Genomic DNA, 25,427 nt, shown 5'->3' with positions numbered 1-25,427 from the left:
CGGGTGGCATTCATCATGGCAAACGACGCTCAATGGGACGATGCTGACCATCCGGCGGGCTACTTGATCACCTTTCGCACATACGGAACCTGGCTTCATGGCGATTCACGTGGCTCTATTGACAGGTATCACAATAAGTACAAGGGGCCTCGCGTCGAGACCAATCCCGTGATGCAAGGTCAACATGCTGCCAAACTAAAATCCGCACCGATTACACTCGATGCCAGGCAAAGGCCGATCGTTGAGGCCGCTATACGGGAAGTGTGTCGCCAGCGTGGGTGGAAGTTACTGGCAATAAACGTTCGTACAAATCACGTCCACGTCGTAGTGTTTATCGGAAAGTCCGCTCCAGAGAGGGCGTTACCGGATTTCAAGTCGTACGCGACCCGCGCCCTCCGTGACGCTGGTTTGTGGCTGTATGGGCATAGTCCGTGGGTGGACGGTGGCAGCAAAAGGTACTTGTGGAGAGGATCCAGCGTTGCAGCAGCGTGCGATTACGTTATCAACGGTCAGGGTGACGACCTGCCCGAATCCTTTTAAACTTGAATGCCCCCTGCTTACGCAGGGGGTTCTGCCCTATGGTTTCAGCAGAGATCATCGCTATTGGTTCGGAGTTGCTTACGCCCACGCGGACAGATACTAATAGTCTGTGGCTTACGGAGAAGCTCAACGACATCGGCATCGAGGTGATGCTCAAAACGATCGTGGGCGATGACGGAGCTCGGCTTGAGGAGGCTGTCGGTGATGCGATGCGGCGCTCCGATATCGTTATCACGACCGGCGGGCTGGGGCCTACGGCGGATGATATTACGCGGGAGTTTACGGCGAAGGCGGTCGGGCGTGAGCTGGTCTATCACGATGATATCGAGCAGCATTTGCGTGAGCGGTTTCGCAATTGGGGCCGCGAGATGCCTGAGATCAATAAGCGGCAGGCTTTTGTCATCGATGGGGCTGACGTGCTGCCAAATCCCAATGGTTCGGCGGTCGGGATGATGGCGGATATTGACGGGCGTTTGCTGGTGGTTTTGCCCGGGCCGCCGCGTGAGAACCAGCCGATGTTTGCTGACCACGTACTGCCGCGATTGCGGAAGAATGCAGGCGACGTGCACGTCGCGAGGCGTGTCATCAAGGTATCGGGCATGGGCGAATCGGCGGTTGACGAGGTTGCGGCACCTATCTACACGCGATATGAAGCCGTGCAGGCGTCCGTCTTGTTCAATAAGAGCGAGGTCGAGATACATCTCGCGGCGAGATCGAGCGACGCGGATGATGCTCAGACGACGGTCGAAAAGCTGTCCGATGAGCTCGCCGAGGCTTTGGGAAAGGCAGTTTTCTCGACAAATGGCGAATCTATGGAGGCAGTCGTCGGCAGGCTGCTGATCGAGCGTTCGGAGACACTTTCAGTCGCCGAAAGCTGCACGGGCGGGCTGATCGGGTGGCGCATTACAGAGGTTCCGGGCTCGTCCGCCTATTTTATCGAGGGAGCAATTACTTACTCGAACGAAGCGAAGACGCGGACGCTAGGTGTCTCGCCCGAAATCCTGGAAAAGCACGGGGCCGTCAGCTCTGAATGTGCGGAGGCGATGGCCGCGGGGATGCGCGAACGTGCGGGCACGACGCATGCGGTCTCAGTTACGGGCATTGCAGGTCCGGACGGCGGGAGCGACGAAAAGCCTGTCGGAACGGTATTTTTCGGTTATGCCGGCCCTGATGGCACAAAGTCAATAAAACTCGTGCTTCCGGGCGACAGATACCTGATCCGGTGGCGTTCGAGCCAGGCGGCGCTCGATTATCTTCGCCGACAGTTGAGGTAGTGTCTTAATTTGGATATATTCGTGCATTCGTGGCCAACTCTTTTGAACGCGTACTTAGCCACGAATGCACGAATTAAGACACTAGCACAGTTGATGAAAAGTTGATTTTTCTGCCAAATAGACCGAAAATCGAGGAGTATTTTCCCATCGGACGTTCTGTGAATTATTGAAACTTCACACGGACGCCCGCGTGTAACTATTTCAGCTAACTTGCGTTTAGCGGATCTACCTGACGCCGCACCAAATCGTTATGACAAGATCAATCCACATTCGCTTTTTCATGAGTGCCGTGCTCGTTTTCGCGATGCTGTCGCCGCTGGCAACGGTGGCGCTTGCTGACGGAAAGAAGCATTTCAAGCGCGGTATGGAACACGAGGCCGCGCAGGAGTGGGACAAGGCCGTCGAGGAGTTTGCGATCGCGGTCAACGAGAATCCAAAGAGCCCCGAATACCGGCTCCATCTGATCCGGGCCCTCTTTAACGCATCGCAGATGTATATCAAAAAGGGCACGAATGCTGCGAAGGAGAGCGACCATCAATCTGCCTATGCGGCGTTTAGGCGGGCTTACGGATATGACCCGACGAACGAGCTGGCAAAATCTGAGATGGACCGCATGGTGCGTCTGATCAAGGCGGCAAACGGCGAAGGGCCGGACAAAAAGGCCGAGACTGTCGGACTGAAGCTCGTGCCTACGGGATATACGACGGGCAGCCCGACGGCGGCGGTGCCGCAGATACCGCAGAAGCTCGAACAGCTTCGCGACCTGCCGTTCCCATCCGGCGTCGATCTGCAATTCATTATCAAGGAGCTTGCCAAGGACCTGGATCTCAATGTTCTTTTTGATATCGAATCATTCCGCACGCAGGGCCGCAAGACATTTATCGATCTCAAGAATGTAACGGCCGCGAGGGCACTGGATTATATCTTCCTGCAGGAGGGCTTGTTCTTCCAGAAGGTCGGCCCGCGAACGATCCTTGTTGCTACGCAGGCTCGCCGGACGCAGTATCAGCAGTTGGTCCTCAGGACATTCTATCTAGCAAATGCCGCTCCGAAAGACATTGCAAAGATCGTGCAGACGGCAATTCCGGCACAGCCCGGCCGCAGCCAGACGATCGTGCTGACGGACGACGCAACAAACAGCGTCACGATCCGCGACACTGAGGAGAACATCAAGCTCATCGGCAAACTCATATCGTCGCTCGATAAGGACCGCGCCGAGGTCGTAATGGACGTTGCGATCTATGAAGTGAATAAATCCGACCTTCTCCAGTTTGGAAATCAGATCGGCACCCAGAGCCAGTTGACCAACCTTGGCGGATCGGGCCAGGGGGTAGTCCGACTTGGCCCTTCCATCCTTAGTGCGATCACGACGGGGACGACTGCGACGACGCTCCCGTTGGCAATTCCGACAGGGATTCTCCTGCCGGCGGCCAATCTCTCGGCTTTTCAGAGCAAGAACGATACGAAACTGATCGCATCTACGCAGATCCATGCGTTCAACAATGAAGATTCATCAGCGCGGATCGGGCAACGCGTGCCGGTGCAGAGTGCCCAGTTCGTGACCGGGGCCGGCAATAACAACAACGGAATCGTCTCGAACGTGATCAACTATGAGCAGGTCGGCCTGACGCTCAAGTTCAAGCCATTAGTATTCCCCAATCAGGACGTTCAGGTTGCGATGGAGATCGAATCGAAAGACGTCGCCGGGGCGAGCACGCTGACGCCGACCTTTACCGAACGCACGATCAAGGGAACGGCCCGCGTCCAGAACAACAAAACACTGCTTCTTGCGTCCGTCGCCCAGGGCGTAGAGACGAAGGGCAAGCAGGGCTTGCCGCTGCTCGGATTGATCCCGATCATCGGCCGACTGTTTACGGCCCCAACCCGTGACAATCGCCAGGTCGATATTGTGATAGCGGTTACGCCCCGCGTTATTCGTGCACCTGCGATATTGCCGGATGACGAGACCGAACGGCCGACGGGCAGCCTTGCCGTGCCGACCAATAACTCGCTCGAGGCGATGATCATCGAGGAAGAGCGTGACGAGATGCTGGCCGCCGCCCGACGCAACTCAGCTAATGCCGTGGTTCAGTTGCCTGACAGGCCCGTCGAGACGCTGGAATATGTTAAGTCTGACGCACCGGTCGCGACAGATAAGACGGCCGCGGCGGCCAGCACTGCCGTGGCGACCGACGTGGCGGCAAAGAGCGGCGATCTCGCCGTTGTCAAACTAAGGCCGATCGACAATTCAGTCAAGACGCTGCAGCTCAAGCAGACCTCGGACACGATCGAGAAGGCGGAGCCGACGGATACGGCGGCGGCAACGCCCGCCGAGACGGCACCGGAATCAAAGCGTTCGGTCGCGATCAGCTTTGGTGCCGAACTGCCCGAGATGAAGGCCGGGACATTGCTGAAAGTGCCCGTCGTGATCGACGGCACGAGTGCGTTTAGCTCGGGCGTGGTCGGGCTCAAGTTTGACGACAAGAAACTTGCGGTCAAGAATGTGTTCTTTGGCGACGCCTTTGGCGGCAAGCTGGCGGGAACTATCGCTACGCCATTCCTCAACCAGAACGGCAAGATGTATGTTTCGCTGACGACGAAGGATGGCAGCGAGGTCAATGCGGCCGGAACTCTTGCTGTGATCGAGATTGAAGTGCTCGCCGACGGCAAGCCGGCGATCTCGTTTGACGGCGACGTGCTCAATTTCCTGAGCGCGGACGGTAAGAATTTTACCGTCAAGGTGCAGTAATTGGTGAAAGATCGCGGTCAGAACAATAGCGGTTACAGCCTGATAGAACTGGTCATCACGCTCGGCGTGCTGGCCATTCTAGTAATGGGCACCGTGCCGATGGCGCAAAACAGCGTAAAGCGTCAGCGGGAATTGAAACTCCGTGAATCGCTGAGAATGCTCCGTAACGCGATCGATGAGTTCAAACGCGATACGATCGGGGCATGCCCGGCCGGAGCGATCACCTCGACGAATCCGGCACCGGCGCCGGGCCAGCCGCAGAATGTGCCGGTCGATCCGCGAAGCCGCGTGATCATTGACGATTGCAAGATCTTTGAGACGGACAATATCGATCGCTATCCGCCGACGCTCGAGATGCTGGCCGAGGGCGTTCGCGTAAAGCCGCGCGGCATCAACCTGCGTGCCGGCAGCGGACTCCACGACGGCTCGCCGCAGGCGACCGAGATCAACGAGCAGAAAGAGATCATCAAGATCTATCTTCGCGAAATCCCGATCGACCCTATGACGGGCGAAAAGGACTGGAAGCTACGCTCGTCGTATCAGGATGCTGATGCGGAAAATTGGGACGAGATCAATGTCTTTGACGTAAGGTCGGCGTCAGAAGAAGAGGCCCTTAATGGTGAAAAGTATAGTGACTGGTAAAAGAGCCTGCAGAGTCCGTAGAGTTCTTGGGGTTCATAGAGTAGAGGCGGCTCTCAGCACTCTACGAACTCCAAGAACTCGAAAAACTGAGCGAGGCTTCTCGCTCTTGGAGTTGATGATCGCGATGTTTATCATCATCATCCTGCTCTCAGTCGCGATACCGACCTATCAGCGAAGCGTGCAGCAGGCACGTGAGACCGTTCTTAAGGAGAATCTCTGGCAGATTCGTCGTGCTATAGACCAGTTTACGGCGGACAAGGGTAAATTGCCGCCATCGGTGGCTGAACTCGTGCAGGGCAAATACCTGCGCGAAACGCCGATCGATCCTATTCTCGAAAAGGCCGAGTGGCGCGAGATCATGGGCCCCGACCCGAGATCCGAGGAAGCTGATGACGGCCTCGTCGATGTAAAGAGCCTGGCCGAGGGGCAGGACAGCAATGGAGTCGCTTATAGTGAGTATTAGACGATGAGCATTTTTTCTTCGATCTCGCAGCCACATTATCCTAACGCCGCACTCGGCATCGACCACGATCTGATGACGGCCGTTGCGCTCGAAGGCAACCGGCGGCAGTATTCGATCCGTCAGGCCGCATCGGTCGAAGTGCCCGACGGCCTGATCACGCCGAGTTTTCTTGACCGGAATATTACCGACGCGGGCGAATTCGCTGCATGCCTGCACGAGGTCGCCGAGTCGGCCGGCATGCTCAACCAAAAACGCTGGTCGATCGCCCTGCCGAGCAACACCGCCCGGAGCGCGATATTGTCGCTCGAAACGGAACCTGCAAACCGCGGGGAGGCCGAAGAGGTGATCGACTGGAAGGCCCAACAGAGCTTCGGCGCGCCTGCGGCCGAGCTTCGCATCGCCAAACAAAAGATCTCAGCGGACCGTGAGGGCCGCTCGCGCTACTTTGTGACCGCGGTCAAACTCGCGGTGATCGACGAATACGAATCGCAGTTTGAGTCACTCGGTTGGAAGGCTGGGCTCATCCTGCCCCGAACGGTGAGCGAGGCGAATTGGCTTATCGACCGCCAGCAGCCAGGCGATTCACTGCTGGTCAGCGGAAATCCTGACGGCTTCACGGCCCTGCTGCTCCGCAGCAGTGAGCCCGCCGTTATTCGTTCGGTCACATGTGCCCCGGCTGAGGTCGATGACGAGATCTATCGGCTGGTGATGTTCTATAACGACCGGTTTGGGGGCGAAAACGGAGCCGGAATGCTCGAACGCCTATTGGTCGTCGGCCGCTCCGTCCTGCCCGCGAAGGTGCAGGAGATCGCGTCGGAAGCGCTCGGACGCCATATCAGTGTAATGTCGAACGACGATGTCGGCTTGAGCTTGCCGGGTGGCGGGTTCAGCTTCGACGATATCGCAGCTCCGGCCGGGCTCGCCGTACTCGGAGCGTAATAGATCGCCCGAAATACACGAAAGGCACGAAATCAGGGACTTTTCTTTTATTTCGTGCCTTTCGTGTATTTGGTGAGCTATCTGATCCTGGATTTTGAGTAGTGAAACAATCCAGCTAGAATTACCGTAGTAAACCGTAACTGAAATGGCGGCTGGCGCGATCACTATTGAAGGAATGCGGGCATTGACCGATGGCGACCTTGTCACCGGCGTTATTGCCGGCCGCGCAGACGGGTTTGAAGAGCTCGTACGCCGTTATCAACGGCCAATCACGGGGTATGTCTTTAGGCTGACCGGCGATTACGAGGCATCGCTCGATGTGACGCAGGAAGTCTTTATCAAAGTTTACAACTCGATCGAGAAATACAGCCCTGAATACAAGTTTTCGACCTGGCTCTATCGGATAGCTCATAATGCCGCGGTTGACCACCTCAGGCGGAATTCGATCACGCCGCAAAGTCTTGAGACGGAGAATGCCGAGGGTGCCTATGAGATCCAGATCGAGAGCCGCACGCCGTCGCCCGAGCAGGATCGTGAACGCAATGAGTGGCGGACAGAAATAGACGCCGTTGTCCGCTGCCTTCCGGCACCATATCGCGACCTGATCCTGCTCCGTCATGCTCGTGATCTGAGCTACGATGAGATCGCCGAGGTCACTGGCCTGCCGCTTGGGACGGTAAAGAATCGCTTGTTTCGTGCACGCGAAATGATGCGCTCAATGTTTGTCGAACGCGGCTTTACCGGCATATAGATGAATATCGATCATCCACAGCATGACTGTCCTTCCGGCCAGATCGCGGCTTACCTCGATGGTGAGTTGGCGGCTGAGCGCGAGCTGGAACTCGATGTGCATTTCGCAACGTGTCGTACTTGCCGAGAGGAATTGAACAGCCAGAAGCAGTTTCTGCACGGCCTTGAATCGACACTGAGGCATGAGGCCGACGTGGACCTGCCAGAGGATTTCACGCGTCGTCTGGTGGCGAACGCTGAGAGTTCGGTAAGCGGCCTGCGGCGTCCTAAAGAACTCTACAATGCGATATTCATCACGGCCGGCCTCGCTCTTTTTGGACTATTCGCCATAGGTGCAGATGCGGGTAAGCTGTTTGCCGGCCTGTCGGCCTTTCTCGGTCAGGCGGCCAGCGTTCTCGGTATCGTCGGCCGGATGTTCTATTCGGTCTTTGTTGGTGCGGCCATTATCATCCGGTCGATTGCGTCTCACATTGAGTCGGACGTGGCCGCGATGGCCGGCGGCGTGCTGGCACTACTTTTTACGACGATCTGGTTCGCCTCGCGGACGGTGCTCCGCATGCGGCGAGCCTAACCTGATTTATAGGCGAAGTGAGATACCTCTCGGAAAAGGCCATTCTCCGTAACAACCTGTCGCGTCTGCGGCTGCCGGCCCTGGTGGCTGTCGCCGTCACCGGTTTTGCGCTGCAAGTATTCGCGGTCAGCCCGGAGATCACGGTCTCGGACGATGAATCTACCGTGATCGTAAACGATGCCCCGGAACAGGAAGTTTATGTGATCGGCAAATCGGTGGTCGTTCACAAGCGGGCCAAAGGGGTCCTCGCCGTAGGTGGAGATATTGTCATCGAGGGCCGCGTCGAGGGCGATATCGCGGCTGTGGGCGGAAATGTCATTCAGAAGGAGCAGGCATACGTCGGCGGCGATATCATCGTGTTTGGCGGGGCTTATAAGCCGGAAGCCGCCGAACCGCTTCGGGAGCCGGGCAAAGAGACGGTTACGTTTGGCGTGTTTGAAGAGGAACTTCGCGACCTCGGCAAGAATCCGTCGCAGATACTCAGCCCGACGCTCTCGCTAAGTTTCGTCGCCCAGCGCGTGATCCTGGCTCTGTTTTGGTTTGTAGTCTCATTGGTAATGGCGACGCTTGCTCCGGGCGCGGTCAGCCGTGCGGTCGCCCGGATAAATCTCTCTCTGCTGAAGATATCGGCCGTAGGGGCAGCCGCTATGGTGCTGCTGATCGCATTGATGATCACCGGTGCCCTTGTGCTTCCCGACTACCTGAGCGCGACGATCGGACTCATGGGCGTCCTTGTCCTCGTGCTCGGATACGTCTTTGGCCGCGTCGTCCTTCAAGTGAGCCTTGGCAAGCTGTTGCAGAAGCACTTTCTGGGTGAGGCAAACCGGTCTGAGACCCTCGCAATCCTGATCGGGGTCGTTGTCTGGACGGTCCTGCTCTCCATGCCGTATGTCTGGCTAATAGCTCTCTTCGCTATCTTCATCACCGGTATCGGCCTCGTCCTCACAGGGCGGGCAACGACGCGGTGGCAAAGCACCTAAGTCTCACGCTTGCACAATTTTACATTTCTTTACAAACAGGGCTGAACCTTGCTGTTAGAATCATCGTCTTAGTATTGATACGCTCACGGCCTTCGAGATGTGATGGTGTATCAAATTCGTACAAAGGGAAACGACGATGATTGAACGCTTTATTGCGACTATTTTTATTCTATTTGCCTCAGCTGTGGTCTCGATCATTTGGGGGCAAGCCCCGACGTCGATCAAACCGGTGTATATCGCCGGCGATCTGGTGAGCATATCAGCCAATAAACTGACGCTCGCTGCCAAGACAGGGAACGTTGACGTTAGCACGACCGAAGCGACGGCATACAAGCGCGTTCCTCCGGACAAGGTGAGCATTGCGGCGGCGACTGACGGAAAGGCATCGGACATCAGCGTCGGTGACAAGCTGACGATCTCCGCTCTGCCGACGGCTGACGGGGCCGGTTTTACGGCGCGAACGGTGTATTTTTCGACCAAGGCCGACCTTGCGGCAAAGAACGCGAAAGAGGCCGAGGAATGGCGAACACGAGGCATCTCGGGCAAGGTCGTTTCTGTGAATGCGGCGACGAATCAGATCAGCATCGAGACAGGTTCGCTGATGAACAAGACATCGGTGACTGTTACGCCCAAGGCCGGTGCGAAGGTGCTCAGATACGCGCCAGATTCCGTCAAGTTTGCCGACGCGCGTCCGTCATCGCTGGATGTGATCAAGGCAGGCGACCAACTCAGGGCGCTTGGCGATCGCGGGCAAGATGGAACGACGTTTGCGGCCGAGACGGTCCTGACGGGCGGGTTTCGTCAACTTGCGGGAACGGTCGTCTCAGTAGATACAGCCACCAAAGAAGTGGTCATAAAAGACGTTGCCACCAATAAGGATGTGACGGTGTCGTTTGGCGATGCCGTCTTCCTCAAACGATTTCCGGAGGAAATGGCGCAGCGATTGATCGCCATGCAGACGGCTGGCGCCGGCGGCATACGTCCGGCCGGTGCACCGGCAACAGGCCAAACGCCGCAAGCGGGGCCAGGCCCCATGGGCAGCGGCCCGCGAGGGCCCATGAATGGCGGCGGCCGCGGAGGATTGGATGAAATGGTCGAGCGGGCCCCGAACATCACGGCCGCTGACCTAAAGGCGGGCGAGATGATCGCCATTCTGACGGGAGCGGCTGATGGAGCGCAGACCAATATTGGCAAGGTTAAGGCGATCAAACTGATCGCAGGCGTCGAGCCATTCGTTCGCATCGCCAGGGCGGCGACAAGCACCGGCGGGCCTCGTCGCGGGCAGGGTGTTTCGGGTGATTTCTCGATCCCGGGCCTGGACGGCACAGGATTTTAGTTGATCGTTCTAATACCGTCGGTTTGACCGACATCATATATTGCTTTATGAGAAAGATACTTTTTGTTGCATTTATCACCGCGCTTCTGGCCCAGTGGTCGTTCGCACAGACCGCTGGCAGCGTGGGCGGCCAGGTGGTCGACAGCCTCGGCGCGGTCGTCGTGGGAGCTACTGTTACGGCAGTCGCGCAGGACGGAAAAGAGAAACAGGTCGTTACCAATCCGCGCGGTGAATATCTGATCGCCGGACTCGTTCCCGGAAGATATACGGTCAAGGCGATAGCGCCGAAGTTTGCGTTGTATGAGAACACGGAGGTGCCCGTCTTGGCCGGCGAGCGCAACGAACTGGTGGTCGTGTTGACGGTTGCCGGCGTGGAGGAGAGCGTCGAGGTCGGCGGCGACAACGCAGTCTCGACAGATCCAGACAACAATGCCGGGGCGACCGTTCTCAAAGGCAAGGATCTTGACGCTCTGCCGGACGACCCCGATCAGCTTGAGGCCGCGCTGCAAGCCCTTGCCGGTGCTTCTGCGGGGCCGAACGGCGGCCAGATCTACATTGACGGTTTTACGGGCGGCCAGTTGCCGCCAAAGGACTCAATTCGAGAGATCCGCGTTAACCAGAACCCGTTCTCGGCCGAATACGATCGGCTGGGGTTTGGGCGTATTGAGATACTGACCAAGCCCGGCTCGGACAAATGGCGCGGGCAGGCCTTTATGAACTTCAACGACGAGATGCTCAACTCGCGCAATCCGTTTGCAAACAATCGGGCACCGAGCCAGACGAAATTCTACGGCGCGAATATCTCCGGGCCGATACAGAAAGGGAAATCGTCGTTTTTTCTCGATTTCAGCAATCGCGACATCGATAATAACGCGATCATCAACGCCCAGATACTCGATCCTTCATTGAATATCACGAACTTCCGGCAGGACATTCAGGTGCCTAACAAGAGGTTCTCGATCGGGCCGCGTTTTGACTACGCGATCAATGACAAGAACACGCTTGTGCTTCGCTACCATTTCAACAATTCAAGCGTTAAAAATCAGGGTATCGGCGATACATCGCTCCTGTCGCGTGCTTACGAGACATCGAGCCGCGAGCACGAGATCAGGGCGACGGAGACGATGATCATAAACCCCAAAACGGTAAATGAGACGCGTTTTGAATTCAGCGACAACCGGCGCGAACAAACTGGTGATAACACGATCCCGACGATCAATGTCTCATCGGCGTTCACCGGCGGTGGGGCACAGATCGGGCTAAGCTACAACCGCAGCAGGGTATTTGAACTCAGTAATTTTACAACCACCGCGCTTGGCAAGAATATGCAGCACACGATCAAGTTCGGTGCACGTGTTCGGAATATCAGCCTGGACGACAGGTCTGAGAATAACTTCGGAGGGACTTTCCTGTTCCCGGGCTTCTTCGGTGCGGACGCTCTGTGCGACCTCGATGGCGACAGCGTTATCTCGCCGATCGAGCAGTATCGCTGTAAGCTATCAGGCGCCGTTGGGGCCCAGTACAACCCAACGCAGTTCACGATCACGACGGGCGAGCCCTTGGCGAGCGTGTCTCGGACAGACGCCGGCCTGTTTATCACGGATGATTGGCGCGTGCGTCCGTCGCTGCTTTTGAGCTTTGGCCTGAGGTATGAGAACCAGACAAACATCAGCAACAACAATAACTTTGCTCCGCGATTCGGCTTTGCATGGTCGCCCGGCGCCGGAGGTGCAAAAGTACCGAAGACCGTCTTTCGCGGCGGCGCAGGTATCTTTTACGACCGGATCAGCGAGAGCCTGACGCTGCAGGCCGCCAGGTTTGACGGAGTGTCACAGCTTAATCTTCTGGTCAGTGCGAATGAGACCGATCCCGTCCGGCGTGCTGCGGCGCTCGCTCTGCTCGCCCAGCCGGTATTCACACTCAATGGCGTGACGAACGTCCCGACGCCTCAGCAGATCCTGGCGGTTTTGCCCGGTTCGAGCACTACGAGGCTGGTTTCGCCGGACATCAGGACGCCGTATACGATGCAGGCTGCCTTTGGCGTCGAGCGGCAATTACCGGCCAAGACGACGCTCGCGGCATTCTTTATCGCGTCGAGAACGCAGGACCAACTTCGCTCGCGAAATATCAACGCGCCGATCTGTCCGGAGAACATAAATTGTCTTTCTGCTCCGCGCCCAGACCCGACTGCTGGCGATATTCAGCAGTTCGAATCGACCGGTAAGCTGACGCAAAAGCAGCTCATCCTCAATTTCAGGACGATGTTCAACCCGAAATATTCGCTGTTCGGCAATTATCGGCTTGGCTTTGCAAATGGCGACACTGACGGCTCGTTCAGCTATCCGGCTTACAGCTATGATCTGACGGGTGAGTTAGGACGTTCGTCCTTTGATACGAGACACAGCTTTATGATCGGTGGAAGCATTACAGTGCCTTGGGGCATATCGTTCAATCCGTTCATCACCGCGTTTTCTGGCCGACCGTTCAATATCACGCGCGGCACGGACTCGAATGGTGACGGCGTGCTGACCGAGCGGCCGACATTCGGCGAACTGAGCAACCGATGCAGTGAGTTGGGCCTGACGTCTGCGTTCTGCGACATCGGAAGCAATGATCCGTCAGCGATCATTCCGCGAAACTACGGCGTCGGCCCGTCATATCTTGGCGTTAACCTACGCGTCAGCAAGACGTTCAGCTTCGGCGGCGATGGTACCGGAGGCGGCGACAGCGGACATCGCGGCCCGGGCGGCCCGGGTTTTATGATGGGTGGTCGTGGTGGCGGCGGCCGTCATGGCGGCGGGCCTATGGGCGGCGGAGGCGGGAACGGCAAGTATTCGTTCACGATCGGCGTTAATGCCTCAAATCTGCTCAATACCGTAAACCTCGGCGCGCCGGTCGGCAGCCTCAGTTCAAGCCGGTTTGGCCAGTCAGTCTCGACGGGCGGCGGCTTTGGAGGATTTGGCGGGTTTGGCGGCGGCGGCCCGAATCGCAGGATCGAGCTCCAGGCACGATTTAACTGGTAGGCCTTCGGTAAGCTATAATCCGAAAGGACAAGAGAGATGACTCCTCACGGTTTCATCTCTCTTTCCTCTTTTGAGGCTTTTATGACAAGAATCTGTGCCGCGTTCGTTATGACCATTCTTTTCGGGGGCAGCGCGTTTGCCCAACCGTCGTCCACCGCCAAACAGGCCGTGATGGACAAGGTCGATGGTGGCGTCACGGAAGCTGTCAGTATCGCTCGAGCCGCTGTCGCGGCCCATGGCGGCGAAAAGCTCCGGCAAATGCGCTCTCTTCTGGTGCGCGGTTCTGCCGACATCGCGGCCACGCCGAGCCAGGTGATACCTGCAAGCTTTGTGCTTGCGCTTGCGGGCGAGCGTTACTTTTTTGAGCTCAATAATCCGATTCAGCCGTTGAAGCAGATCTTCGACGGCAAGCGGCTTTACTCGGCAGGCCAGCAATTGCCGCCGATGAACAGCCTCGGTTTTCCATTGTTGCAGAAGGTCGGCGAGAACGGATATGCGATAACGGCCGCGGGAGATACCAAAAAGAAGAAAAAAGGATTCAGGATCACTACGCTGGATGGCTTTTTTACGGACTTCTATGTCGATGAGAAGACAGGCCAGATCAAGGCATACGAATCGGCCTACGAAATGATGGGACGCACGGTGACCACGTCTGTGGAAATCGATGAGATGGCGATCGTTGAGGGCGTGACGATCCCAAAGCGGTATTCGCAGCGTTTCGATCTCGGGCCGTTCACCGCGTACGCGGCTTTCAATGCTAGGGAAATCATGGTCGATCGTGGTGTGTCAGACGACCTGTTCGCGATCCCCAGATAAAGGCTATCGAGCAAATCGGCTGTTCTGCCACCATTCGATCGTGCGGCGGAGCCCTTCTTCCAGGCTGACGATCCGTTCATAGCCGAGACACTCAACAGCGAGTCGATTGTCCGCCTGCGAATCTTTGACGTCACCACTGCGTGGCGGCTGATACTCTGCTACGGCGTCGCGGCGGCCGGTGATCTCTTTTAGGACCGAGAAGAGCTCGTTAAGCGTTATCCTTTCGCCATTAGCGACATTCATCGTCTGTCCGATGCCTTTTGATGTCTGGGCCGCTTTGATATTTGCGTCGACGACATTTGCAATGTAGGTAAAGTCACGCGAGTGTTCGCCGTCGCCGAAGATCACTGCCTGCTCGTCCGTCATCAAAGCGTCAATGAATCGCGATATCACGCCTGAATACATTGACGATGGATTCTGTCGAGGCCCGAACACATTGAAATAGCGCAATGCAAAGGTCTCGATACCGTAGACCGAATTGAAGGATCGACAGTAAAGCTCGCCGACGAGCTTGGCCGCCGCGTAGGGCGAGAGCGGATCGGGCCGCATCGTCTCCACCTTTGGCAGCGTAGGCTGGTCGCCGTATGCCGAACTCGACGCCGCGTAGATGAACCGCCTGACGCCTAACCGGCGAGAGGCGTCGAGTAACTTGAACGTGCCGTCCGCACAGATCCGATGCGTCTCGGCCGGATTCTCGACCGATCGCGGCACGCTCGGCAGGGCGGCCTGGTGAAACACGATCTCGACATCGGCAAGGGCAGATTCTATCGTTGCGTCGTCGGTAATGTCACCTTCAACAAAGTCAAAATCACCGTCAATCTCATCCAGATTCTCACGAAAGCCCGTGATGAAATTGTCGATCACGCGTACCTTCGCTCCCTCGACAATAAGGGCCTCGGCCAGATTTGAACCGATAAAGCCGGCACCGCCGGTAACAAGGACTGTAGAAGTTAGAGACATGACCTGGTTGGCAAAGTCATCGGCCTACGCCGATGTATTCAAACCCAAGCGCACGCATATCAGCGGGCTCATAAACGTTGCGCAGATCGGCGATCCGCGGAGCAGCGAGCAGTTCCTTGACCTTCTCCATATCGAGCGCGCGAAATTGGTTCCACTCGGTCACTATCACCAGACAGTCGGCTCCGCTGATCGCGTCGTATTCATCGGTGGCGTACTCAATGTCCGGCAAATAATGGCGTGCCTCATCCATTGCCACCGGGTCATAGGCCCTGACGGTCGCCCCGCGGGACTGGATCTCTTTGATGATATCAATGGCCGGCGATTCGCGCATGTCGTCGGTCTCGGGCTTGAACGACAGTCCAAGGACGCCGATCCGTTTGCCGCTTAGATCGCCGATGAGGGACTCTATCTTCGGCAGCATCGCTAGGCGCTGGTTGTCGTTCGCATCGATGACCGCGTCTACGATTCGTGTCTCGACACCAAAACTGTCAGCAACCGTCGTCAAGGCACGTGTGTCCTTAGGGAAGCACGAGCCGCCATAACCGGGGCCCGGATGCAAAAACTTGCGGCCGATGCGGTTGTCCATTCCCATCCCTCGGGCGACATCGTGGACATCACAGCCGATGGCGTCGCAGAGATTTGCGATCTCATTGATAAAGGTGATCTTGGTCGCGAGAAATGCGTTCGCGGCGTACTTGATCAGTTCCGCTGCCTCGAGCGAGGTTATTACGATCGGCGTTTCGATCAGGTAGAGCGGGCGGTAAAGGTCTTTCATCACCTCGATCGCCCTTGCTTCATTACTTCCGATCACGACGCGATCGGGGCGCATAAAGTCGGCGATGGCCGCGCCTTCACGCAGGAACTCAGGGTTTGACGCCACGCCGAACTCAGTCTCATACGTCAGGTTCTCGGTTACAAATTCGCGAAGCCATTTGCCGGTGCCCACGGGAACCGTCGATTTCGTCACCAGGACCTTGTAATCTTTCATCGCCCGGGCAACATCTCTTGCCGCCTGTTGATAAAAGCTCATATCCGGTGAGCCATCCGCCTTTGGCGGTGTGCCGACGGCCAAAAAGACGACCTGAGCCGGGCCGACAGCCTCAGCGATATCGGTCGTAAAATGCAGCCGTCCGGCGGCTGCGTTCTTCTCAACGATAGCGTCGAGTCCCGGTTCGTAGATCGGGATGATGCCCTGTTTGAGCTTGCTGACCTTGTCCTGATCGACGTCAATACAGGTAACGTCGACACCAAACTCCGCGAAACATGCGCCGGTCACAAGGCCTACATAACCGGTTCCAACGACTGCAATATGCATAATTCAATAGTCAACCAGATACAATACTATTAATAGCGGGGAATATCAGGCAAAACGATGCGGGTCACGCGTTAACATGACCCGCAAGTCGGAGATCGGTTCTGAATAGAATTACCGGGTGGGGCTGACGATGATCGGGCCGCCTCCGGTGTTCGTACTGCTATTGTTGAGTAGGATCGCCATCACGCCAATTCCCGCACCAATCAAGATCAACCAAGGCAGTCCCGCGACTGCCGGGCCGGGAGCAGAATCGGGACGGAAGCACGGTTTGCAGCCAGTCTGAACGAGGCTTCCGGCAACTGCTGTCGTTCCCGCAGCCACCTGTTTATCATCGGCTCCCTGACGCATTGTCACAAGCCCAGACGTGGTGTCGACGTGCGTATGTGAACACTCAACCTCAACGAGGAAATTGTCGGCCTGCGACGTGTCAGCCATAACCGTGGCGTGCTTTGTCGTAACCGTTGCCGAAACACCGGCCGCATTTGCGACGCGCGCCTTTCCTTCAGAGAGCATCGCGATAATGCTCGAATCAGAGAACTGCAGTGTGACATTCGAGTTAGCACCGACCTCGACGCGTCCAGCCTTGCCAAGATCGATAGTGGCGCTTGAATTGTCGGCAGTGCCGATGACCGCGCCAGACAGGATCGTTGAATTCGAAACGGCCGGCTGTCCATTCACCGTGACTTGGCCGGTTACCGTGATCGAGCCCGTGTCGCCGGGCATTGCAAAAGCGACCATCGAGTATACGCACCAGACTGCCGCTGCCGTGAATGTTGTGACCGACTTCCGTATAATTGTTTTGCCGAGCATCTTAATAATCTCCTCCTGAATCAATCCTGTTGCCAAGTATAGCAATTGCAGAGTTTGCCCCAACGATAGGGACCTAACGGACAGGGCTTATCGTGGTGCTGCCCCCGCCAAAGTTTGAGTCATTACGAGCGGCTATAGCAATAACAACGGCCGCACCGCCAACCAAAAGCACCCATGCCCACCAGTCGAGGCCGCCGGCCTTAGCCGTAGTCTGCTTGCCTGCGGTCGCTGCGTTTGCACTCTCACCGGCGTTTACGGTGATGGTATCGCCGGTCAGGTTCTTAACGCTCATTCCTTTTGCGGCACTGAGAACAGTGATGCTTCCGGCAGTCAGGTCGCCCGTTACGTTGTCTCCATCCACGTTAAACGCAAATGTAGAGTTCGGGGCGAGCGAGATACGTCCGACCTTGCCGAGGCTTACAGTAGCTCCAAACGCCTCCGGCGTGGTGATCGTACTCGAAGAAAATACGGTCCGGCCGCTCTTTGACGGCTCGCCGTTCACCATCACAAAGGATGTATCATCGCTGCCATTGACGATCAATTCGCCCACGGCCTTGCCGGAATTCGCGAGTGTTACCATCGAATAGGTAGCGATCAGCGTGATCAACAATCCGGTTGATACCGCTCTCTGAATGCACAGTTTGCTGTTCATAGTTCTCCTTTTCAGACCCGAATAGAAATTTCTAAAATCAAACCTTTTCAATCTTTTACACGAATCGCACCGCGATGTCAATGAATCGCGGCCGACACGCTGCAAAAGTCAAGAATATCGTTTCCCGAGCTTATCTTACTGTCTAAGCTAAGATTTGATAAATATTTATAGCACAACCGGAGCGGATTTCAAATGCAAACTAAAGAAATTCCGACAATGCCTGGTTCCTGTGGGCCGGCGTTTCTTTGCGATACATGCCTCTTTCTGGTCTAATCGGCTCAAGGCACCACGTCTTCGGAGGTTCTGCGAAATGAAGAAATACTACTTTCTGTTGCTGGTCATCCCGCTGGTTCTCTGGAATTGTACCAGTTCTCCCGCCGATAAACGCGTTCGCATCGGCTTCGCGATGGATACGCTCAAGGAAGAACGATGGCAGCGGGACCACGACGCCTTCAAGGCACAATGTGCCAAGATGAACGTCGATTGCGAGATCACAGTTGCCGACAATAAGGCCGACAAACAGGCCAATGACGTCGATAACCTCTTAACGAAGGGCATCGATGTGCTCGTGATAGCCCCGCACGACGCGACGCAGGCTGCAGCGATGGTCGATAAGGCTAAGGCGCAGGGAATCCCGGTAATTAGCTATGATCGCCTGATCAACTCGGACAAGATCGACGTTTATATCTCGCATCAGGTGCCGGTCATCGGGCAAAGGATCGCTGAGTATGCGATACAGAAGGTTCCCAAAGGGAATTATGTGATCGTCGATGGATCTTCGAAAGACAACAATGCCGTGATAATGAAAAAGGAGTATATGAAGCTGCTCCGGCCGCTCGTCGATAAAGGTGACATCAAGATCGTGGCGGAGAACTTTATTGATGACTGGAAGCCTGAGCTTGCCCTTAATTTTGCCGAAAATGCCCTGACACAGAACAACGACAACATACAGGCATTTGTCGTTTCGAATGACGGTATGGCCGGTGGCGTTATCTCGGCGTTGGCAAAACGCGGCCTTGCGGGCAAGGTTCTCGTTACGGGCCAGGACGCGGGGCTCGAGGCTCTTCAGAACATCGCTGAAGGCCGGCAGACGATGACGGTTTACAAGCCGATCATCCCGCTTGCCACAATGGCGGTCGAATCGGCGATCAAGCTTGCCAAAAAAGAAAAGCTCGAGACAAAGCCATTCACGAATGACTATTTGAAGAAGGACGTCCCGGCGATCCTACTGGAAGTAACTGCCGTTGAGAAGGCGAACCTCATGGACACCGTGATCAAGGACGGTTACGCGAGATACGAGGACGTTTATAAGAACGTCCCCGAGGCCGACCGGCCAAAGAGGCCTTAATGCGAAAGGTACTGGCCGGTGATCTGGGCGGAACACACATGCGGCTCGCGGTGGTTGACGAGGCGGGCTCGGTCGTTTCGCCGGCGGCCAAGGAACTCGTTCCGCATGCAGTGTCGCCCGATGGGCTCATAGACCTTATTCGCACAATGGCGGGCAATTTCTCCGGTGAGGCGATCGATGCGGTCGCCATTACCGCTCCGGCGCCCGCGGCTAAGGATTTTGACGGCGTCCTGACAAAACTGCCAAACTTGCCGAGCGTCACCGGCATGAATCTCAAAGCTGAGCTTTCGAAGGTCTTTGACCTGCCGATAACGATCGAAAACGACGCCACTGCCGCTGCCATTGGCGAAGCCTGGGTCGGTGCGACGCGCGGTGCTCGTGACTCGATCTGTGTCACGCTGGGCACCGGGATCGGCGGCGGGCTCATACTCAACGGCGAGCCGTATCGCGGCCCGGACGGCTCGGCGGGCGAGCTCGGCCATTTTTCAGTCGAGCCGGACGGGCCGCCTTGCAAGTGTGGCAGCCACGGCTGTGTTGAACAATATGCCTCGGCTACCGCGATCGTGCGAATGGCCGCTGAGAAAGGGTTGATGAGACAGAACGCCGAGGACGTTTATAAGGACTGGCAGAACGCCGACGAACGCGCCGTGGCCGTTTTCACGGCGATGGGACGTTATTTGGGAATCGTCCTCGCCGGCCTGATCAATACGCTCAATCCCGACGCGATCGTCATCTGCGGTGGCGCATCGGGAGCGTGGGACGCCTTTCTTCCGTCGCTGACCGATGAGATCCATCTACGGGCCTATCCGGCGCCGGCCGCCCGAGCACTCATCGTCCGGGGCGAACTCGGAGACAATGCCGGCCTCATCGGCGTCGCTCGCTCGGCGTTCCTGTCTCTCGAAGCTTGCAAATCCTGAGGATTTCCATATACTAATTGTTTGCTGAGATGCGCTGGATCGGCCTAAGTGGGTTCGCACCCACTTTTTCTTTTGGGTTGAAAAGCTATGGACAAGCAGGCGATAGCAACACGAGTCAGGAGTATTGCCCAAAAGGCCGCGGCCGAGGCGAATACCGAGCTTGTCCAGGTAGAAGCGGCGGGAACAAATCGCGACCTCGTCCTGCGTATCTATATTGATAAGGAGAAGGGTGTAACGCTTGATGATTGTGCGGCGTTCTCGCAGGCGGTCGAGGCTGTGTTGGATGCCGAGGACGTGATACCGGTGCGATATGTACTCGAAGTGTCGAGCCCCGGGATTGAGCGCGAGTTGTACACACTGCGTGATTTCGAACGGTTCACGGGCAAGTTGGCAAAGTTGAAGACAAAGAACGAGATCGACGGCCAAAAGGCATTTGTCGGCACGATCGCCGGAGTGGACGGCGACGTCGTTTCGTTCGACGACCGCAGCCGCGGCCTGATGAGCGTAAATTACGAGGATATCGCGAAAGCAAATCTCAAGATCGATCTCGGTAAGGAGTTTGGCGGTCGATGACCGCATTTGACGTATGAACAAACGACGGATCGCGAGGGTAATATGACATCCTCGATCGGACAGAGTATTGAGCTATTGTGCAATGAACAGGGCCTCGACCGCGAACTGGTCATCGAGGCAATGAAGGATGCCGTGCGCGCGGCCGCCCGCAAGCAGTTCAGGGACAAGACCGGCGACAGCGTGCAGGTCGAGTGGAATGCCGAGGAAGGTGAGATCGAGGTCTCGGCCGAGAAGACCGTCGTCGAAGAGGTCGAGGATTCGCTGACCGAACTCTCGCTCGTGGACGCGCAGGAAATGGCTGGCGACGAGGTCGAGATAGGTGATACGCTGCTTATCCCGCTCGAACGCGAGGAGATGGGCCGCATTGCGGCGCAGACGGCCAAGCAGATACTCGTTCAGAAGGTCCGCGAGGCAATCCGCGAAAAGGTTTACGACGAATATATCGATCGTAAGGGCGTGTTGATCAATGGCACCGTCAAGCGTTTTGAGCGCGGTGACATGATCGTCGACCTCGGCAACAACCTTGAGGCCGTCGTCCCGCGCCGCGAACAATCGCGTGGCGAGATGTGGAATCAAGGCGAACGCATCCGCGTCGTCATCATCGACGTCTCAAAGGAACTTAAGGGCCAGCAGATCATATGCTCGCGTGCCTCGTCCGAATTGCTTAGGCGGCTGTTCGAGATGGAGGTGCCTGAGATCTACGATGAGACCGTGGTCATCAAATCGGCGGTCCGTGAACCGGGCGACCGTGCCAAGATCGCCGTCACGTCCAACGAAAAAGACGTCGATCCTGTCGGCGCCTGCGTCGGCATGAAGGGCTCGCGGGTACAGGCGATCATCAAGGAATTGCGAGGCGAGAAGATCGACATCATCGAGTGGTCGGACGAGCCCTCAGTATTTGCCGCAAACGCACTGTCGCCCGCAAAGGTCTCGCAGGTCCGCATTACCGATATCGAAGGCCGCCAGATGGAGGTCATCGTCGGTGAGGACCAGTTGAGCCTTGCTATCGGCAAGAAAGGACAGAATGTCAGGCTCGCGGCACGACTCGTTGGGTGGGAGATCAAGATCGTCAGCGAAGAGCTGCTCAAGAAGGAGATCGCCAAGCAGATGGGCCGGATGATGGCGTCGGGCGAGGCGGTGCCGATCGCGGCGCTCGAGGTCGTTAACGCTACGCAGGCAGAGACTCTGGCGGAGAAGGGCATTGACGATATCGAGAAACTCGCCGACGCGTCTGTTGATGATCTCGTCGATTACCTCGACCTTAGCCTTGATGAGGCCGAGGGCATCAAGGCGTCAGCAGCTGCCATCGTAAAGGCCCGCAATGTCGAGATGGGCCTCGATACCGAGGAGGAGGCCGAAGCTGAGGGCGAAGCGGCGGTGGAGGCGGAAGCTGCTGGATCCGACGAGACGACAGGATCGGCCGGTGACGAAGAGCCTGCCGACGAGGTCGTCGCGGCAGCCGGGGAAGCAGGTGACGTAGCGTCGTTGGACGAGCCGGAAGCTGAGGCGAGCGATGAGGCAGGCGAGGCAGCATCGGCAGACGATAACAACGACGAGACCGAAGAGAAGTAAGCTCGGCTGCACATTTAGCAGCGATTCGAAGCAAACGGGAATATGGCAACTGGCAAAGGCACCATCAGGATCTATGACCTCGCACGTGAGGTGAAGCAGGACACAAAGCGTGTCATGGAAGACCTGCGCCGTGAGGGAGCCGATGTGAGCGTGGCGTCAAACTCCGTGAGCCACGACTTGGCCGAGAAGGTCAGGAACAAATATTTTCCAAAGGTCGAGGCCGCTCCGAAACGGGCCATTAAGGTCATTAAGAAGAGCTCAAAGCCGGTGGAAGAGGCACCTGTTGAGCCCGAAGTTGAACCGACGCCCGAGGAAGTGGTCGAAGAGCCCAAGCCGGTCAAGAAAGCGGCCGCCCCTAAAGAGGAGCCCGCGGCGCCGACAAAGCAGGTCAAGAAACTGGCCAAGAAGCCGGTGACGGAGGTGCCTGAACCCGAGGCTGAGCCTGAGATCGCGCCCGCGAAGCCGTCCGTCAAAAAGCTCGTCAAGACAAAGGTCGCAGAACCCGCACCTGAACCGGTCGAATCGGAGCCGGCTGAGCCTGCCGAGGCTGAGGCGCCGGCGGCCGAGCCCGTGGCTCCGCGCGGCACGACGGTCAAGAGGCTTACACTCAGCCCCGACGCCATCAAGCAGGGCATCAAGGCCGGTGATCGACTAGTTAGCGATGGACCGACCAAGACAGGCAGTCTTGCCGAGGGTGCCCGGTCGCCGTATCGCGGAACGCCGGGCGAGACAAGCGCTCCGCAAATGACCTACACGCCGCCGGCGGACAACCGGCGACGCCCGGGCCGTTCGGGCGGACGCCGCGGCAGGCCTGAGGACAAGGGCAAATTTGCTGAACGCGATATCGATGCTCCGCAGAAACGCTCGATCGAGGAGCGTATTCTCGATCAGGTCGGGGTAATCGATAACGAGAATCTCAAGGTCGTTCGCCTCGTCGAGGGGGCGACCGTGCGCGAGTTTGCCGAAGCCTTGAACATCACGCCGAGAGACATCGTTCAGCTTTTGATCAAACGGGGCATCTTTGCGACTCTCAACCAGCCGATCGGCGAGAAAATGGCGACTGAGATGGCGTTTGAATACGGCATCGACCTTAGCTTCGTGCCATTCGAGGAAATGGTCATCGAAGAGGAGTTCGAGGAGCTTATTGCCGCGGACGCCGACGATGTGGAGTTCTCACGAGCCCCGGTCATTACCGTGATGGGCCACGTCGACCATGGAAAGACCAGCCTGCTTGATGCGATCAGGTCGGACAATGTGGCCGAGGGCGAGGCCGGCGGGATCACCCAGCACATTGGGGCATACAGCGTATATGTGCCGAATCCCGACAAACAGGGCGAGGAACGTCGGGTCGTTTTCCTCGACACACCGGGCCACGAGGCGTTTACCATGATGCGTGCCCGCGGAGCCAAGGCGACGGATATCGTTGTTCTCGTCGTGGCCGCCGACGACGGCGTCATGCCGCAGACGATCGAGGCCGTCGAGCATTCAAAGGCCGCCGGCGTGCCGATCATCGTCGCGATCAATAAGATAGATAAGCCGGACGCGAATCCCGACAAGGTCAAACAGGGCCTTGCGGGCCTCGGCCTGCAGCCGACCGATTGGGGCGGCGATACGGAAATGGTACCCGTTTCGGCGAAGAAGAAAGAGAATCTGAGTACGCTGCTCGAAACCGTTCTCTTGCAGGCCGATATTCTGGAATTAAAGGCCAGCCCAACGCGTCGAGCGTCCGGCGTTGTTCTCGAAGCAAAGCTCGACAAAGGCCGCGGCCCTGTCGCGACGGCATTGGTCCAGCAGGGAACTCTGCACGTCGGCGATCCGTTCATTGTCGGCCAGTTCTCCGGTAAGGTTCGAGCTATGATCTCGGACCGAGGCGAAACCGTGACCGAGGCGGCACCTGCGACACCGGTTGAAATTCTTGGCCTGCAGGGCGTTCCACAGGCGGGTGATACGTTCCAGGTTGTCGCTGACGTAGAGCGTGCGCAGGACATCGCCCATCAGCGGCAAATGCATGCCCGCCAGGCGGCGATGCTCAAGACCACAAAACGTGGGATCGAATCGCTCGGCCAGGCTGAGATCAAGGAGCTTCTCGTTATCCTCAAGGCCGACGTTCAGGGCTCGGTCGAGGTGTTGCGTGCGACGCTTGAAAAACTATCGACGGAAAAGGTAAAGGTCCGCGTCATTCGCGCCGGCGTCGGGGCCATCAACGAATCAGACGTTTTGCTCGCCTCGGCGACTCAAACAGAAGAGACGGGAACGGCCGTTGTGATCATCGGATTTAATGTTCGCCCCGAAGCCCGCGCCGCGGATGTTGCTCGCCAGGAGGAGGTCGATATTCGCCTGCACTCGATCATTTACAAGGTCGAGGAAGAGATCAAGGCCGCCATGATCGGCATGCTCGACGCGATCGAGAAAGAAGCAGTGCTCGGCAAGGCCCTCGTTCAGGAGATATTCAAGGTCTCACGCATCGGCACGATCGCCGGCTGCCGCGTGACCGACGGCCTAATACGTCGCCAGGCAAAGGCCCGTCTGATCCGCGACGGCGTCGTCACATGGGAAGGCGACATCGCGGCGCTCAAACGCTTTAAGGATGATGTAAACGAGGTCAAGAACGGTTTTGAATGCGGCATAAGCCTCGTAAATTTCAACGACATCAAGGTCGGTGATGAGATCGAGGCGTTTGTGATCGAAAAGATAGCGGCAACGGAGTTGTAAGAAAGTGAATAACGAATAGTGAATAACAAACAATTGTTCACTGTTCACTGTTAGTTATTAACTGTTATGCGTCGTCCGGAACGCCTTGCCGAGAGGTTGAAAGAAGAGATCGCCGAGGTCGTCGGGTTTGAGCTCGACGACCCACGGCTAGAAACGGTGACCGTTACAGATGTAACGGTTGCGGACGATCTCAGGGACGCAAAGGTTTATGTCCTTGTTCGCGGCAGCGACGACGAGGTCGAGACCGCATTGAAAACTTTGCGACACGCATCGACGTTCGTCCGCCAGCAGGTGGCGATGGATCTCGATCTGAGGCACGCACCGCACCTCCATTTTGTGCGTGACACCGCCGAAGAAAATGCCTCGCGTGTGGGCGACATCCTGGGCAGCCTTGAGATCAAGGCAGAGGATGAAAAAGAAGAAGGATGATAAGTTGAGAATGGTATAATGCGTGTTGGGGCGTTAGCGCCCTTCTTGCCCGTTCT

Annotated in this window: 22 protein-coding genes; 18 read left to right on the top strand and 4 right to left on the bottom strand. The window is 57.0% G+C overall.

Annotated features, from left to right (window positions below):
- The first annotated feature begins 15 nt into the window (after positions 1-15).
- The 12 genes from IPM59_12900 to IPM59_12845 all read left to right on the top strand — a co-directional run bounded on the left by IPM59_12900 (position 16) and on the right by IPM59_12845 (position 14,083).
- Complete coding sequence (locus IPM59_12900) at positions 16-540, top strand: transposase (GenBank protein ID MBK9216467.1); 525 nt, start codon at positions 16-18, stop codon at positions 538-540.
- A 38-nt stretch (positions 541-578) separates the two neighbouring features.
- On the top strand, positions 579-1,814 hold the full coding sequence (locus IPM59_12895) for a competence/damage-inducible protein A (protein MBK9216466.1): 1,236 nt from the start codon (positions 579-581) through the stop codon (positions 1,812-1,814).
- A gap of 250 nt (positions 1,815-2,064) precedes the next feature.
- Complete coding sequence (locus IPM59_12890) at positions 2,065-4,563, top strand: hypothetical protein (GenBank protein ID MBK9216465.1); 2,499 nt, start codon at positions 2,065-2,067, stop codon at positions 4,561-4,563.
- 3 nt (positions 4,564-4,566) lie between these two features.
- Positions 4,567-5,205, top strand: coding sequence for a type II secretion system protein (locus IPM59_12885; protein ID MBK9216464.1), 639 nt, complete (start codon positions 4,567-4,569; stop codon positions 5,203-5,205).
- 115 nt (positions 5,206-5,320) lie between these two features.
- Positions 5,321-5,668, top strand: coding sequence for a type II secretion system protein (locus tag IPM59_12880; protein ID MBK9216463.1), 348 nt, complete (start codon positions 5,321-5,323; stop codon positions 5,666-5,668).
- 3 nt (positions 5,669-5,671) lie between these two features.
- Positions 5,672-6,607 (top strand): hypothetical protein, encoded by a 936-nt coding sequence (locus tag IPM59_12875; protein ID MBK9216462.1) that lies wholly within the window; start codon positions 5,672-5,674, stop codon positions 6,605-6,607.
- A 145-nt stretch (positions 6,608-6,752) separates the two neighbouring features.
- Positions 6,753-7,358 carry a sigma-70 family RNA polymerase sigma factor gene (locus IPM59_12870; protein MBK9216461.1) on the top strand — a complete coding sequence of 202 codons (606 nt, stop codon included), beginning with the start codon at positions 6,753-6,755 and terminating at the stop codon, positions 7,356-7,358.
- The gene (locus IPM59_12865) at positions 7,359-7,928 is read left to right on the top strand and encodes a zf-HC2 domain-containing protein (GenBank protein ID MBK9216460.1); all 570 of its coding nucleotides are present in this window, start codon (positions 7,359-7,361) and stop codon (positions 7,926-7,928) included.
- A gap of 17 nt (positions 7,929-7,945) precedes the next feature.
- A complete protein-coding gene (locus IPM59_12860; GenBank protein ID MBK9216459.1) occupies positions 7,946-8,908 on the top strand; it encodes a hypothetical protein in 963 nt (320 codons plus the stop codon).
- A 136-nt stretch (positions 8,909-9,044) separates the two neighbouring features.
- Complete coding sequence (locus IPM59_12855) at positions 9,045-10,244, top strand: hypothetical protein (protein ID MBK9216458.1); 1,200 nt, start codon at positions 9,045-9,047, stop codon at positions 10,242-10,244.
- 47 nt (positions 10,245-10,291) lie between these two features.
- Positions 10,292-13,267 (top strand): TonB-dependent receptor, encoded by a 2,976-nt coding sequence (locus IPM59_12850; GenBank protein ID MBK9216457.1) that lies wholly within the window; start codon positions 10,292-10,294, stop codon positions 13,265-13,267.
- 81 nt (positions 13,268-13,348) lie between these two features.
- Positions 13,349-14,083 (top strand): hypothetical protein, encoded by a 735-nt coding sequence (locus IPM59_12845; GenBank protein ID MBK9216456.1) that lies wholly within the window; start codon positions 13,349-13,351, stop codon positions 14,081-14,083.
- Between the two features lie 3 nt (positions 14,084-14,086).
- Here the strand turns inward: IPM59_12845 and IPM59_12840 are convergent, their stop codons facing one another.
- From IPM59_12840 to IPM59_12825, 4 genes are all read right to left on the bottom strand, one after another.
- Positions 14,087-15,043 carry an SDR family oxidoreductase gene (locus tag IPM59_12840; protein ID MBK9216455.1) on the bottom strand — a complete coding sequence of 319 codons (957 nt, stop codon included), beginning with the start codon at positions 15,041-15,043 and terminating at the stop codon, positions 14,087-14,089.
- 16 nt (positions 15,044-15,059) lie between these two features.
- A complete protein-coding gene (locus tag IPM59_12835) occupies positions 15,060-16,358 on the bottom strand; it encodes a UDP-glucose/GDP-mannose dehydrogenase family protein (protein MBK9216454.1) in 1,299 nt (432 codons plus the stop codon).
- A 111-nt stretch (positions 16,359-16,469) separates the two neighbouring features.
- Complete coding sequence (locus IPM59_12830; protein ID MBK9216453.1) at positions 16,470-17,168, bottom strand: hypothetical protein; 699 nt, start codon at positions 17,166-17,168, stop codon at positions 16,470-16,472.
- Positions 17,169-17,241: 73 nt separating this feature from the next.
- Positions 17,242-17,820, bottom strand: a complete 579-nt coding sequence (locus tag IPM59_12825) for a hypothetical protein (GenBank protein ID MBK9216452.1) — start codon at positions 17,818-17,820, stop codon at positions 17,242-17,244.
- Between the two features lie 310 nt (positions 17,821-18,130).
- Here IPM59_12825 and IPM59_12820 point away from each other — a divergent pair, with 310 nt between their 5' ends.
- The 6 genes from IPM59_12820 to rbfA all read left to right on the top strand — a co-directional run bounded on the left by IPM59_12820 (position 18,131) and on the right by rbfA (position 25,371).
- Positions 18,131-19,168 (top strand): substrate-binding domain-containing protein, encoded by a 1,038-nt coding sequence (locus tag IPM59_12820; GenBank protein ID MBK9216451.1) that lies wholly within the window; start codon positions 18,131-18,133, stop codon positions 19,166-19,168.
- On the top strand, positions 19,168-20,085 hold the full coding sequence (locus IPM59_12815) for an ROK family protein (protein ID MBK9216450.1): 918 nt from the start codon (positions 19,168-19,170) through the stop codon (positions 20,083-20,085). Before IPM59_12820 ends, IPM59_12815 begins: the two co-directional genes overlap by 1 nt.
- An 87-nt stretch (positions 20,086-20,172) precedes the next feature.
- Entirely contained in the window at positions 20,173-20,658 is a 486-nt protein-coding gene (locus IPM59_12810) for a ribosome maturation factor RimP (GenBank protein ID MBK9216449.1), read from the top strand.
- Positions 20,659-20,700: 42 nt separating this feature from the next.
- Positions 20,701-22,230, top strand: a complete 1,530-nt coding sequence (nusA, locus tag IPM59_12805; GenBank protein ID MBK9216448.1) for a transcription termination factor NusA — start codon at positions 20,701-20,703, stop codon at positions 22,228-22,230.
- A gap of 42 nt (positions 22,231-22,272) precedes the next feature.
- On the top strand, positions 22,273-24,942 hold the full coding sequence (infB, locus tag IPM59_12800) for a translation initiation factor IF-2 (GenBank protein ID MBK9216447.1): 2,670 nt from the start codon (positions 22,273-22,275) through the stop codon (positions 24,940-24,942).
- 66 nt (positions 24,943-25,008) lie between these two features.
- The gene (rbfA, locus tag IPM59_12795; GenBank protein ID MBK9216446.1) at positions 25,009-25,371 is read left to right on the top strand and encodes a 30S ribosome-binding factor RbfA; all 363 of its coding nucleotides are present in this window, start codon (positions 25,009-25,011) and stop codon (positions 25,369-25,371) included.
- Positions 25,372-25,427: the final 56 nt, after the last annotated feature.

This window comes from Chloracidobacterium sp., assembly GCA_016715795.1.
Classification (GTDB): Bacteria; Acidobacteriota; Blastocatellia; order Pyrinomonadales; family Pyrinomonadaceae; genus OLB17.
Note: the sequence above shows the minus strand (reverse complement) of the source record. Positions and strands in the feature narration are given on the sequence as shown.